Origin of the sequence: Proteus sp. G2300 (assembly GCF_009915965.1) — a bacterium.
Taxonomy (GTDB): Bacteria; Pseudomonadota; Gammaproteobacteria; order Enterobacterales; family Enterobacteriaceae; genus Proteus; species Proteus vulgaris.
This window is the reverse complement of the sequence record NZ_JAABNK010000007.1, coordinates 1-12,721: the sequence shown is the minus strand read 5'-3', so window position 1 is coordinate 12,721 and position 12,721 is coordinate 1. Positions and strand designations below refer to the sequence as shown.

16 protein-coding genes are annotated in these 12,721 nt (G+C 40.9%); 13 read left to right on the top strand and 3 right to left on the bottom strand.

What is annotated here, in order from left to right; translation table 11 throughout:
* The first annotated feature begins 13 nt into the window (after positions 1 to 13).
* The 4 genes from kefG to slyD all read left to right on the top strand — a co-directional run bounded on the left by kefG (position 14) and on the right by slyD (position 3,363).
* Positions 14 to 565 (top strand): glutathione-regulated potassium-efflux system ancillary protein KefG, encoded by a 552-nt coding sequence (gene kefG, locus GWI97_RS05340; RefSeq protein ID WP_161750549.1) that lies wholly within the window; start codon positions 14 to 16, stop codon positions 563 to 565.
* Entirely contained in the window at positions 565 to 2,427 is a 1,863-nt protein-coding gene (gene kefB, locus GWI97_RS05335; protein WP_161751866.1) for a glutathione-regulated potassium-efflux system protein KefB, read from the top strand. Before kefG ends, kefB begins: the two co-directional genes overlap by 1 nt.
* Before the next feature lie 4 nt (positions 2,428 to 2,431).
* On the top strand, positions 2,432 to 2,635 hold the full coding sequence (locus GWI97_RS05330) for a YheV family putative zinc ribbon protein (protein ID WP_036933937.1): 204 nt from the start codon (positions 2,432 to 2,434) through the stop codon (positions 2,633 to 2,635).
* A gap of 89 nt (positions 2,636 to 2,724) precedes the next feature.
* A complete protein-coding gene (slyD, locus tag GWI97_RS05325; RefSeq protein ID WP_036933938.1) occupies positions 2,725 to 3,363 on the top strand; it encodes a peptidylprolyl isomerase in 639 nt (212 codons plus the stop codon).
* Positions 3,364 to 3,442: 79 nt separating this feature from the next.
* On the opposite strand, the gene GWI97_RS05320 is transcribed toward slyD, so the two are convergent.
* A complete protein-coding gene (locus GWI97_RS05320; RefSeq protein WP_036933939.1) occupies positions 3,443 to 3,661 on the bottom strand; it encodes a SlyX family protein in 219 nt (72 codons plus the stop codon).
* A gap of 334 nt (positions 3,662 to 3,995) precedes the next feature.
* Here GWI97_RS05320 and fkpA point away from each other — a divergent pair, with 334 nt between their 5' ends.
* On the top strand, positions 3,996 to 4,745 hold the full coding sequence (gene fkpA / locus GWI97_RS05315; RefSeq protein WP_036938758.1) for an FKBP-type peptidyl-prolyl cis-trans isomerase: 750 nt from the start codon (positions 3,996 to 3,998) through the stop codon (positions 4,743 to 4,745).
* 93 nt (positions 4,746 to 4,838) lie between these two features.
* Here the strand turns inward: fkpA and GWI97_RS05310 are convergent, their stop codons facing one another.
* Positions 4,839 to 5,720 (bottom strand): DMT family transporter, encoded by an 882-nt coding sequence (locus GWI97_RS05310; protein ID WP_161751865.1) that lies wholly within the window; start codon positions 5,718 to 5,720, stop codon positions 4,839 to 4,841.
* 144 nt (positions 5,721 to 5,864) lie between these two features.
* The gene (locus GWI97_RS05305) at positions 5,865 to 6,011 is read right to left on the bottom strand and encodes a hypothetical protein (RefSeq protein WP_158482370.1); all 147 of its coding nucleotides are present in this window, start codon (positions 6,009 to 6,011) and stop codon (positions 5,865 to 5,867) included.
* Positions 6,012 to 6,363: 352 nt separating this feature from the next.
* Here GWI97_RS05305 and GWI97_RS05300 point away from each other — a divergent pair, with 352 nt between their 5' ends.
* From GWI97_RS05300 to tuf, 8 genes are all read left to right on the top strand, one after another.
* Positions 6,364 to 7,068: a helix-turn-helix transcriptional regulator gene (locus GWI97_RS05300; protein WP_036933941.1), complete on the top strand. Its 705-nt coding sequence runs from the start codon at positions 6,364 to 6,366 to the stop codon at positions 7,066 to 7,068.
* 9 nt (positions 7,069 to 7,077) lie between these two features.
* Positions 7,078 to 7,473: a sulfurtransferase complex subunit TusD gene (tusD, locus tag GWI97_RS05295; protein ID WP_036933943.1), complete on the top strand. Its 396-nt coding sequence runs from the start codon at positions 7,078 to 7,080 to the stop codon at positions 7,471 to 7,473.
* Entirely contained in the window at positions 7,473 to 7,841 is a 369-nt protein-coding gene (gene tusC / locus GWI97_RS05290) for a sulfurtransferase complex subunit TusC (RefSeq protein WP_082239435.1), read from the top strand. The genes tusD and tusC overlap by 1 nt, the downstream gene beginning before the upstream one ends.
* A gap of 31 nt (positions 7,842 to 7,872) precedes the next feature.
* The gene (gene tusB, locus GWI97_RS05285; RefSeq protein WP_036933944.1) at positions 7,873 to 8,166 is read left to right on the top strand and encodes a sulfurtransferase complex subunit TusB; all 294 of its coding nucleotides are present in this window, start codon (positions 7,873 to 7,875) and stop codon (positions 8,164 to 8,166) included.
* A 127-nt stretch (positions 8,167 to 8,293) separates the two neighbouring features.
* Positions 8,294 to 8,668 carry a 30S ribosomal protein S12 gene (gene rpsL / locus GWI97_RS05280; RefSeq protein WP_004236497.1) on the top strand — a complete coding sequence of 125 codons (375 nt, stop codon included), beginning with the start codon at positions 8,294 to 8,296 and terminating at the stop codon, positions 8,666 to 8,668.
* 99 nt (positions 8,669 to 8,767) lie between these two features.
* Positions 8,768 to 9,238, top strand: a complete 471-nt coding sequence (gene rpsG, locus GWI97_RS05275; RefSeq protein ID WP_004246897.1) for a 30S ribosomal protein S7 — start codon at positions 8,768 to 8,770, stop codon at positions 9,236 to 9,238.
* A gap of 82 nt (positions 9,239 to 9,320) precedes the next feature.
* On the top strand, positions 9,321 to 11,435 hold the full coding sequence (fusA, locus tag GWI97_RS05270; protein WP_036933945.1) for an elongation factor G: 2,115 nt from the start codon (positions 9,321 to 9,323) through the stop codon (positions 11,433 to 11,435).
* Between the two features lie 68 nt (positions 11,436 to 11,503).
* Positions 11,504 to 12,688 carry an elongation factor Tu gene (gene tuf, locus GWI97_RS05265; RefSeq protein WP_036933947.1) on the top strand — a complete coding sequence of 395 codons (1,185 nt, stop codon included), beginning with the start codon at positions 11,504 to 11,506 and terminating at the stop codon, positions 12,686 to 12,688.
* Positions 12,689 to 12,721 lie beyond the last annotated feature (33 nt).

Below are 12,721 nucleotides of genomic sequence, written 5' to 3'. Positions count from 1 at the left end.
GTAAGGAGGAATGATGTTAAACGCATCAAATGTATTACTGGTGTATGTCCATCCCGAGCCGCGCCAATCAATTGCTAATAAAGCGTTACTAAATGCGGTGAGGGATCTAGAGAATATAACTATCCATGACTTATATGCTACTTATCCTGATTTTTTTATTGATATACATCATGAGCAATCCTTGCTGTGTCAGCATCAAGTGATTGTTTTTCAATTTCCACTACAAACATATAGTTGCCCAGCATTATTAAAAGAGTGGCAAGATAGAGTACTAACACGTCCTTTTGCAAATCAAAGTGGAAGGTCACATTTAAAAGGGAAATCATTTCGCTGTGTTGTGACCACAGGCGAACCTGAATATGCTTACCAACATAACGGAAAGAATCGCTACACACTCACTGAATTATTACGTCCTTTCGAATTAATGGCAGAAATGTGTGGTATGCGTTGGTTATCGCCTATGATTGTGTATTCAGCAAGGCAACAGTCTAAAACAACATTGACGCATATTGGAGAGGCTTATCGCCATTGGTTAGGTGCGCCACTTGAAGGGGAGCATGTCTGATGGAAGATAATTGGATGATTAAAGCGGTGCTCTTTTTCCTTTGTGCTGCGGTGGTCATGGTGCCTATTGCACAACGTCTTAAAATTGGGGCGGTATTAGGGTATTTGATAGCAGGTATTGTTATTGGACCTTGGGGGCTTGGGTTATTTAAAGATGTTGATGACATCTTACATTTTTCTGAATTAGGTGTGGTTTTCCTAATGTTCTTGATTGGATTGGAATTAAACCCAGCTAAGCTATGGGAATTAAGACGCGCTATATTTGGTGTGGGTTCCATGCAGGTAGTTTTCACCGCTTCTATTTTTTCAGGACTTATTCTCGTTTTAACCTCTTTTTCATGGCAAGCGGCGGTTATTGGTGGATTGGGTATTGCAATGTCTTCAACGGCTATGGCACTACAGCTTATGAATGAAAAAGGGATGAATCATAACGAGGGAGGGCAGTTAGGTTTTGCGGTGCTGTTATTTCAAGATATGGCTGTGATCCCTATTCTTGCTGTTATTCCATTACTTGCAGGAGAAACAGCTAGTAGTGATTGGTATCGCATTGGATTAAAAATTGTTTCTTTTGCGGCATTGTTGATTTGTGGGCGTTATTTATTACGACCTCTGTTTCGTTTAGTGGTGAAATCGGGTGTAAGAGAAGTCTTTACAGTCGCAGCACTATTAGTCGTGCTGGGAGCCGCCATTTTTATGGAAACTCTCGGTTTTTCAATGGCAATGGGAACCTTCATTGCTGGCGTGTTATTAGCAGATTCAGAGTATAGGCATGAATTAGAAATCTCTATTGAACCGTTTAAAGGGTTATTATTAGGGCTATTTTTTATTTCTGTCGGCATGTCTTTAGATATTGGTATTTTATGGCGCTATTTACCTGAGGTTTTACTGGGTGTGCTTATTCTCGTGATAACTAAGGGACTAATACTTTATGGCATTGCATGGCTAGCTGGATTGCGCTTTTCTACACGTTTACAGTTTTCATCAGTATTAAGTCAAGGTGGTGAATTTGCCTTCGTTGTTTTTTCAACATCAATGGCGATGGGGGTATTAGATAGTCAGCAAATGGCATTATTGCTGGTGGTTGTCACGCTTTCTATGATGACTACACCACTTGTGATGCAAATGACAGACGCTGTGTTATCTCGCCGTTATAATGAGGCCAAAACAGACGAACAGCCTTTTGTTGAAAATAATCATCCAGAAGTCATTCTTGTTGGTTTTGGTCGAATGGGGCAAGTTGTAGGACGCTTGTTGATGGCCAACAAGATTAACATCACCGTACTAGAGCATGATGTGGGAAGTTTAAGTACCATGCGTAAATACGGTTATAAAGTTTATTATGGTGATGCAACGGATCTTAATTTATTACGAGCGGCAGGTGCGGAATACGCAAAAACGATTGTTATCACGAGTAATGAATCTGAAGCAACGATGGAAATTGTTCACCTCTGTCAGCGTCACTTTCCTAATTTGCATATTATTGCAAGAGCAAGAGGGCGTGTTGAGGCTCATGAATTGCTTAAAGCGGGTGTAACAGATTTTAGTCGAGAAACATTTTCTAGTGCTTTAGAGTTAGGCCGTAAGACATTAATTGAATTGGGTATGCATCCTCATCAAGCTTATCGAGCGCAACAGCATTTTCGCCGTTTGGATATGCAATTACTCAGAAAGCTGGTGGATGAATCACCAGAAGAGGTTTCCAACGTATCTCGCGTAAAAGAAGCAAGGCGAGAGCTTGAAGAACTCTTTAATGAAGAAATTCGCCAAGAGCATCATCAACCTGATATTTGGGATGAATCTTTAACAGAGGACATTCCTCAAATAAGTAAAGAAAAAAGATCTATTGATAAACAGGAGAACTGACCCCATGTCTGCAACCCGTAAACGCTTTATCGCAGGAGCTGTGTGCCCACACTGTCAAGCTCAAGACACACTCAAAATGTGGCGCGAAGATAAAGTTGATATTGTCGAATGTGCTCAATGTGGCCATCAGCAACGACAAACAGAGGGTGAAGTTAATTCACTTGTTCGTGAAAATGAACAGGTCATTGGGATCTTTACACCACAATAATTGTAGGTTTTTTTGATATAACCCGATACAGAAGATTTATTTTTCGTTACAATCGGGAAAATTTTGCCCACGGGTATGTAGGAGATGTCATGAAAGTAGCAAACGACTTGGTAGTTAGTCTGGCTTATCAAGTAAGATCAGAAGACGGTGTTTTAGTTGATGAGTCCACGGTGAGCGCACCGTTAGACTATCTGCATGGCCGTGGTTCTTTAATCAGTGGTTTAGAAAATGCATTAACAGGTCGCGAAGTCGGTGAGAAATTCGACGTAGAAGTGGCTTCTGATGATGCTTATGGCCAATACGATGAAAACTTAGTTCAACGCGTTCCAAAAGATGTTTTTGTTGGTGTTGATGAGTTAGAAGTTGGCATGCGTTTTCTTGCGGATACCGATCAAGGTCCTGTACCAGTAGAAATTACAGGTATTGAAGGTGACGAAGTTATCGTTGATGGTAACCACATGTTAGCAGGCCAAAACCTGAAGTTTCATGTTGAAATCGTTGCTATTCGTGAAGCGACAGAAGAAGAATTAGCACACGGCCACGTGCACGGTGAAGAAGAAGAGCACGAATGTTGTGGTGGCCACGGTCACGGTGAAGACGGTGGATGTTGTGGCGGTGGTCATGGTCATGGCCATTCTCACGGTGAAGAAGGTGGATGCTGCGGTGGCGAAGGTCATGGCAACGGTGGTCACGGCCACGGTCATGGCGGTTGCGGTTGCCAACACTAATCTGTCTAAAGAAAGATCAAAAGGAGCGTTTAAACGCTCCTTTTTGTTTTTTTGATTACGTTAAAAGGAAAGTCATCACTTAATAGTGTGGGGGAGGTGTTTCATCCTCGGGTCTTGCAATTATTGAGGATTGAGATGTTTTTAAGCGCTCAGTGACAATCTTTAATGCTTCTTTAAAGCGACTAATTTCAATTTGTTGCTGTGTAACCACCTGATTTAACTCTTCAATAGTCGCATCTTGGAAAGCAACTTTGCTTTCTAATTGAATGAGCAATAGTTCTACTTCCTTAATATCCATTGTGTTTTTCCTCCTTTGAAATGTCGAATTACGACGAATGTGACTAACGAACTCGTGAAATTTAATCTTATTTACTGATATATACACAGGAAGACATAAATCTGGTTTGAGATAAAAGACTATTTTGTTAATGTGATAACACTCTGTGCTGACAAAAATCCTAACATTAACTGTTATGAGTGTCGGCAAATTTTTTTAATTCATATAAAATTGCTACCCGCGGATGAGATCTATACCGCAACGACAGCAAGATGTGATGCAAAACGTTTTAGTGAAGATCTATGATGATCATTTTTAAAACGTAGCGACTCACTAACATATACTGGAGAATGGGATGAAATCTTTATTAAAAACGACGTTGCTGGCAACCAGTTTAGCTTTCGCATTCAGCGCACCTCAAGCATTTGCTGAAGAAGCAGCTAAAGTGCCAACATTAAATAGTGCATTTAAAACTCAAAATGAGCAAAATGCCTATGCGTTAGGCGCGTCGATGGGTCGCTATATGGAAGCTGCATTACAAGAGCAAAAAAATATTGGTATTACTTTAGATTCTAAACAACTGTTGGCAGGGGTTCAGGATGCATTTAACAGTAAATCCAAATTATCAGATGCTGAGATTGAATTAACCTTAGCGGCGTTTGAAGATCAAGTCCGTACTGCTGCAACCGCGAAAATGGAAAAAGAAGCCACAGAAAACAAAGCCGCGGGTGATAAATTCCGTACAGAATTTGCAGCTGAAAAAGGTGTCGTAAAAACAAAATCAGGTCTATTGTATTTAGTTGAAAATCCAGGTAAAGGTAAAACCCCAACAGATGCTGATCGTGTGACTGTACACTACAAAGGTATGCTGATTGATGGTAAACAATTTGATAGTTCTTATGATCGTAATGAGCCACTGACAATTAGCCTAAAGAGTGTTATTCCTGGCTGGACTGAAGGCATGAAATACATCAAAGAAGGTGGCAAAATCAAGTTAGTTATTCCACCAGAATTAGGCTATGGCCAACGCGCAACAAGTGGTATTCCAGCTAACTCAACCTTAGTCTTTGAAGTTGAATTACTGAGTGTTGAAAGCGATAAGTAATTCACTTATCACTCAATATCACTAAAAAATGCTGGCATAAATGCCAGCATTTTTATTTCTAATGTATCGTACATCATTTATTAACGTATAGCGTTAGTCTACAGTCTCTTCGATAATAATAGCTTTGGTTTTTTTAAAAACAAACAGCAAGCCAATAATGATTGCCCCCATCCCTATTAAAGTGAGTAAAGACATCTTATTACCCAAGAAGATGTAATCCATGAATGCCGTCACTCCCGGTACTAAATAAAATAAGCTCGTGACATTAACTAAATTACCTGTTGTGAGTAAACGATATAACAGTAGCTGAGCAACAACAGAAATAATAATAGCTAGCCAAAGAACAGGAATGATAAAGCCAATATCGAATGAGGCATCAAAAGGTTTAAATGGCACAAATAACAAGCACAATACGAGACTAACAACATATTGCAGTGGCAAGGCGTCCATGGGAGCTAATTGCAGTTTTTTTTGTGAAATTGCACCAACACTCATGCAAAGTAGGGCAATTAATGCATAAATCATCCCTGTTAATGAAAGGGCTGTATTAAATACACTTTGTGCAACTACCAACACTAGCCCTGCTAATGCGATTAGAAGTCCTAACAATCGAGTTGCGGTAAAATTACGTTCAATTATCCATAATGTAATAATCGGTTGTACACCCATTATTGTGGCCAGCATTCCGGGTGTTATGCTATTAGCAAGCGCCAAAAGATAACAAATAGAATAACCGCCGATAATTAACAAACCTACCCATGCTGTTTTTAATCGACTTCCTTTCGGAGGCAAAAAACGATGACGCTGAATACACAAAAAAGAAAGAAATGCTAACGCGATAATAAAACGCCAAGTTAAAATAGCAAATGAGCTACCATTATCTAAACCCCAACGCGAAAAAATAGCCCCGCTACTCCATAATAAAACGAATAATGTCGTTGGACCGAATTTCGCCCAATATTGACGTAAATACATGACGATATACCTGTAAAATGAGCAGTAAGATGGCTTGACTATTTTTAGTAATAGTTGGCAATTGAGAAAACATTAACAAATAAACGTAAATAACACTTCAATTATAGTATGTTGGTTCATACGCAATTAAGTCGAACTAATAAATTAAGCAATGTCAGTTGCAACAACAACCGTTGTATTGACGACAACCACTTTGACAGACGGAAGTGGTGAAGAGGGAATTTTAATAGGCATAGAAGCAACAGACATTAACCCTACTGTTGATGAAAGTTGCTGAGATTGGCATATCATCAGTATATTCAAGGGATTAATTACACGCTAAAATAATAATTTGGAATATAGGTAATCTCTTCAAGAGTGTCAATCTTTATCCCTCCTATCTTTAAAGGTGAAATTTTTAAAAATAAAGAGGGCGTTGATACGAAAAGATTAAAAAAACGAAAAAAGCTGTGACCTATGACAAAGCTCTTATTCTAAGACACTTGACGTAGATCGTCTGACGATCTAACGTCAGAATTGTGCCTAATTCAGTTTTTATATTTAAATTTTTTAATATTAAATTGATCCGCAGTGACGAACCGTTATAAAAAATAGAACCTCAAGTCATTATCATAATTAAAGCCTTTAAGGATTATATAATCAAATGTCTAGCCCGTTATTTAATGGTGACAGCAGCGAGTTTGAAAAACTAGATAGCCGACCTTTTACTCAAACTGATCACGAAATATTGAAGTCCTATGAGGCTGCCGTAGAAGGTTTAGCTATACTCATTGGCAACCATTGTGAAATCGTATTGCACTCTCTGGAAGATTTGAAATGTTCAGCGGTTAAAATCGCGAATGGAGAACATACTGGTCGTAAGATTGGTTCTCCAATTACCGATTTGGCATTACAAATGTTACATGATATTACAGATGAAGATTCAAGTTTTTCAAAGGCTTATTTTACTAGAGCGAAAAGTGGTGCATTGATGAAATCGATCACGATTGCGATTCGTAATCGCGAACGTCGTGTTATCGGTTTATTGTGTATTAATATGAACCTTGATGTTCCATTCTCTGAAATAATCAAAACCTTTATTCCTGAAGAAACACATGAAGTTGCTTCTGATGTTAACTTTGCCTCATCTGTTGATGATCTCGTGGCCCAAACATTAGAGTTCACCATTGAGGAAGTGAATAATGATCGTGAAGTTGCCAATAACGCAAAAAATAAACAAGTTGTGTTAAGCCTTTATGAAAAAGGTATTTTTGATATTAAAGACGCCATTAACCAAGTTGCTGATCGACTGAATATCTCAAAACATACGGTCTATCTCTATATTCGCCAGTTTAAAAATGGAGAATAGAGCCACATTATGAGTTCCTTGACATATTGTTTAGTGGTAACAGGGCCTCATTATGGAACTGAACAAGCTTCAAGTGCCTATTTATTTGCAAATGCCCTTCTTGAGAAAGGGCATCAAATTGCGCAAATTTTCTTCTATCGGGAAGGGGTGGTAAATGCCAACAGATTGGTGTTACCAGCAAATGATGAATTTGATCTTCCCAAAGCGTGGATAACATTGGCGAAAAGACACCAAATTCCTTTACATGTTTGTGTTGCTGCTGCATTACGTCGAGGGATCATTGATGAACAACAAGCCAAAGAGCAAGGAATTGATAATCATAATATGGCAACGGAATTTGAACTTAGTGGCCTAGGTTCACTTGCTCAAGCGATGTTGACGTGTTCACGTGTGGTGCAATTTTAATGAAAAAAATGAATTCAATTGCCTTTCTTTTTACACAAGCACCTCACGGTAATAGTGCTGGACGGGAAGGTTTGGATGCTTTACTCGCAACCTCTGCATTAACGGAAGAGATAGGTGTTTTTTTTATATCAGATGGCGTGTTCCAATTAGTTGAAAATCAACAGCCTGAAGGTGTGTTATCTCGCCATCACGCTGCAACTTTTAAAGTGCTTCCCTTGTATGATGTAACAAACGTCTATATATCACATCAAGATATGACTCATCGTGGATTGTCCTCTCAAACTGCTTTTGTGCTGGATGCACAGGTGATATCTCATCAAGATATTGCTCAAAAATTGAGTGAATATGGGGTGGTATTGCGCTTTTAATACAGAAGTTAGGCAGGAAGGTTGAACGGTTATGTTGTATACTTACTCCGTCTCTATTTACCAAAGTGATTTAGAGGCTTTTTTATCTTTATTAACAAAACAAGATGACGTGTTGTTAATTCAAGATGGTGTACTGGCAGTTCTTGAAGAGAATCCCTTATTAAAATATTGTCTTCAACAGCAAATTTCAGTTTACGCATTAATTGATGATGTTTTAGCGAGAGGCTTAAAAGATCAAGTATCTCATCATATTAAACTCATTAGTTATGGTGATTTTGTCGATTTAACGGTAAAACACCCTCAACAAATTCATTGGGGAGCGTAGAATTGCTGTATAATTCTTGACACATGAGCCTGTCAGCAATAAAATTCTGCGTCCTCATGTTTTGTCTTGTTGACAAGACAGAGTTCAAATCCGTGTTTACGAAGCAAAAACCAGGAGCTTTTTTTAAATGGCAACTATTAATCAGCTGGTACGCAAATCTCGTAGCTCGAAAGTTGTTAAAAGCAACGTTCCAGCTCTGGAAGCTTGCCCGCAAAAACGTGGCGTATGTACTCGTGTATATACTACCACTCCAAAAAAACCAAACTCAGCACTGCGTAAAGTATGCCGTGTGCGTTTGACTAACGGTTTCGAAGTTTCTTCCTACATCGGTGGTGAAGGCCACAACTTGCAGGAGCACTCCGTAATCTTAATCCGTGGTGGTCGTGTTAAAGACTTACCAGGTGTGCGTTACCACACTGTTCGCGGCGCGCTGGACTGTTCTGGTGTTAAAGACCGTAAACAAGCTCGTTCTAAGTACGGTGTGAAGAAGCCAAAGGCTTAATGGTTCTCCGTTAAGTAAGGCCAAACATTTTTTCACAAATAATGTCAAAATAAACTCATTGAGTTTTGGACAACCCTGAATTTTAAACGGAGTATTTCCATGCCACGTCGTCGTGTAATTGGTCAACGTAAAATTCTGCCAGATCCTAAGTTCGGATCAGAACTGCTGGCTAAATTTGTAAACATTCTGATGGTAGACGGTAAAAAATCTACTGCGGAATCAATTGTATATAATGCGCTTGAGACCCTGGCTCAGCGTTCAGGCAAAACTGAACTGGAAGCGTTCGAAATCGCATTAGATAACGTACGTCCTACTGTGGAAGTTAAATCCCGCCGTGTTGGTGGTTCAACTTACCAAGTTCCAGTTGAAGTACGCCCAGTTCGTCGTAATGCATTAGCAATGCGTTGGATTGTTGAAGCTGCTCGTAAACGCGGTGATAAATCCATGGCTCTTCGCCTGGCAAATGAATTATCTGATGCGGCTGAAAACAAAGGCGCTGCTGTTAAGAAACGTGAAGACGTTCACCGTATGGCAGATGCAAACAAGGCGTTCGCACACTACCGTTGGTAATCCACGAAGTAGTTGTAGCAACTCTTTTCAGGACAGCTATGCTGTCCTTTACCTGAATTGAACGCCCACGAGAGAGGAAAAAATGGCTCGTCAAACCCCCATAGCACGCTACCGTAATATCGGTATCAGTGCGCACATCGATGCCGGTAAAACCACTACAAGTGAACGTATTCTGTTTTATACCGGTGTAAACCATAAAATTGGTGAAACTCACGAAGGTTCAGCAACAATGGACTGGATGGAGCAGGAGCAGGAGCGTGGTATTACTATCACATCCGCAGCAACTACTGCATTCTGGTCTGGTATGGCTAAACAGTTCGAGCCTCACCGTGTAAACATCATCGACACCCCAGGACACGTTGACTTCACAATCGAAGTAGAACGTTCTATGCGTGTTCTTGATGGCGCGGTTATGGTTTACTGTGCAGTTGGTGGTGTTCAGCCTCAGTCAGAAACAGTATGGCGCCAGGCTAACAAATATCATGTACCACGTATCGCGTTCGTTAATAAAATGGACCGTATGGGTGCTAACTTCCTGCGTGTTGTTGAACAAATCAAAACACGTCTGGCAGCAAACCCAGTTCCACTGCAAATCCCAGTTGGTGCTGAAGAAAATTTCACCGGTGTTGTTGATTTAATCAAAATGAAAGCAATCCGTTGGAATGAAGAAGACCAAGGTGTTACCTTCGAATACGAAGACATTCCTGCAAATCTGCAAGATTTAGCTGAAGAATGGCACAATAACCTGGTTGAATCTGCAGCTGAAGCATCAGAAGAACTGATGGACAAATATCTGGGCGGTGAAGAACTGTCAGAAGCAGAAATCAAAGCTGCTCTGCGTAAACGCGTTCTAGATAACGAAATTATCCTGGTTACCTGTGGTTCTGCCTTTAAGAACAAAGGTGTTCAGGCAATGCTGGATGCGGTAATTGAATACCTGCCAGCACCAACAGATGTACCTGCTATCAACGGTATGTTACCAGACGGTAAAGATACTCCAGCAGAACGTCACTCAAGCGACGAAGAGCCATTCTCATCTCTGGCATTCAAAATCGCAACTGACCCATTTGTTGGTAACTTAACATTCTTCCGTGTGTACTCTGGTGTTGTAAACTCAGGTGACACTGTTCTGAACCCGGTTAAAGACAAAAAAGAACGTTTTGGCCGTATTGTTCAGATGCATGCTAACAAGCGTGAAGAAATTAAAGAAGTTCGTGCGGGCGACATCGCTGCTGCTATCGGTCTGAAAGACGTAACTACAGGTGATACTTTATGTGCAATTGATGCACCAATCATCTTAGAACGTATGGAATTCCCAGAGCCAGTAATCTCTGTTGCTATCGAACCTAAGACTAAAGCTGACCAAGAAAAAATGGGTATCGCTCTGAACCGTCTGGCTCAAGAAGATCCATCTTTCCGCGTATCAAGCGACGAAGAAACTGGTCAAACTATCATTGCTGGTATGGGTGAACTGCACTTAGACGTGTTAGTTGACCGTATGCGTCGTGAATTTAAAGTTGAAGCGAACGTAGGTAAACCACAGGTTGCTTACCGTGAAACTATTCGTGATACAGTAACTGATATCGAAGGTAAGCACGCGAAACAATCTGGTGGTCGTGGTCAGTACGGTCATGTTGTTATCGATCTGTCTCCATTACCAGCAGGTGGTGAAGAGAACTACGTATTTATCAACGATATCGTTGGTGGTGTAATTCCTAAAGAATTCATCCCAGCTGTTGATAAAGGTATTCAAGAACAGCTGAAATCTGGTCCATTAGCAGGTTACCCTGTTGTGGATATTCAGGCTCGTTTACATTACGGTTCTTACCATGATGTTGACTCCTCAGAAATCGCGTTTAAAATTGCCGCATCAATGGCATTTAAAGACGGCTTCATGAAAGCTAAGCCAATTCTGCTTGAGCCAGTCATGAAAGTTGAGATTGAAACGCCAGAAGATTACATGGGCGACGTTATCGGTGACTTAAACCGTCGTCGTGGTATGGTTGAAGGTATGGACGATCTGCCTACCGGTAAGATCATCCGTGCTCAAGTACCACTGGCTGAAATGTTCGGTTATGCAACTGACCTGCGTTCACAAACTCAGGGTCGTGCTTCATACTCTATGGAGTTCTTGAAGTACAACGAAGCGCCTAGCAACGTCGCTCAGGCTATTATCGAAGCTCGTAAAGCGAAATAAGATCCTTTCGAGTTCAATTTAGTTTACGCTCCCTCTAATAAGAGGGAGCGATATTAAGGAATATAGTCGTGTCTAAAGAAAAATTTGAACGTTCAAAACCGCACGTTAACGTTGGTACTATCGGCCACGTTGACCACGGTAAAACAACTCTGACTGCTGCAATCACTACAGTTTTAGCTAAAACTTACGGTGGTGCTGCTCGTGCATTCGATCAAATCGATAACGCACCAGAAGAAAAAGCTCGTGGTATCACCATCTCTACTTCACACGTAGAATACGACACTCCAACTCGTCACTACGCACACGTAGACTGCCCAGGTCACGCCGACTATGTTAAAAACATGATCACTGGTGCTGCGCAAATGGACGGAGCGATCCTGGTAGTTGCTGCGACTGATGGCCCAATGCCACAAACTCGTGAGCACATCCTGTTAGGTCGTCAGGTTGGTGTTCCTTACATCATCGTATTCCTGAACAAATGTGACATGGTAGATGATGAAGAGTTACTGGAATTAGTTGAAATGGAAGTTCGTGAACTTCTGTCTCAGTACGATTTCCCAGGTGACGACACTCCAGTAATCCGTGGTTCAGCGCTGAAAGCACTGGAAGGCGAAGCAGAGTGGGAAGCAAAAATTGTTGAATTAGCAGAAGCACTGGATTCATACATCCCAGAACCAGAGCGTGCAATTGACAAACCATTCCTGTTACCAATCGAAGACGTATTCTCAATCTCAGGCCGTGGTACAGTAGTAACTGGTCGTGTTGAGCGTGGTGTAATCAAAGTTGGTGAAGAAGTTGAAATCGTTGGTATCAAACCAACAGTTAAAACAACTTGTACTGGCGTTGAAATGTTCCGTAAATTACTTGACGAAGGTCGTGCAGGTGAGAACGTTGGTGTTCTGCTGCGTGGTACTAAACGTGAAGAAATCGAACGTGGACAAGTACTGGCTAAACCAGGTTCAATCAAGCCACACACTAAATTCGAATCAGAAGTATATATTCTGAGCAAAGATGAAGGTGGTCGTCATACTCCATTCTTCAAAGGCTACCGTCCACAGTTCTACTTCCGTACAACTGACGTAACTGGTACTATCGAATTACCAGAAGGCGTAGAAATGGTAATGCCAGGTGACAACATCAACATGATCGTTGAACTGATTCACCCAATCGCGATGGACGACGGTTTACGTTTCGCTATCCGTGAAGGTGGCCGTACAGTAGGTGCGGGCGTTGTTGCTAAAGTATTAGGTTAATTACTCGCGTAATTCTCCTAGAGAAGGGCATCA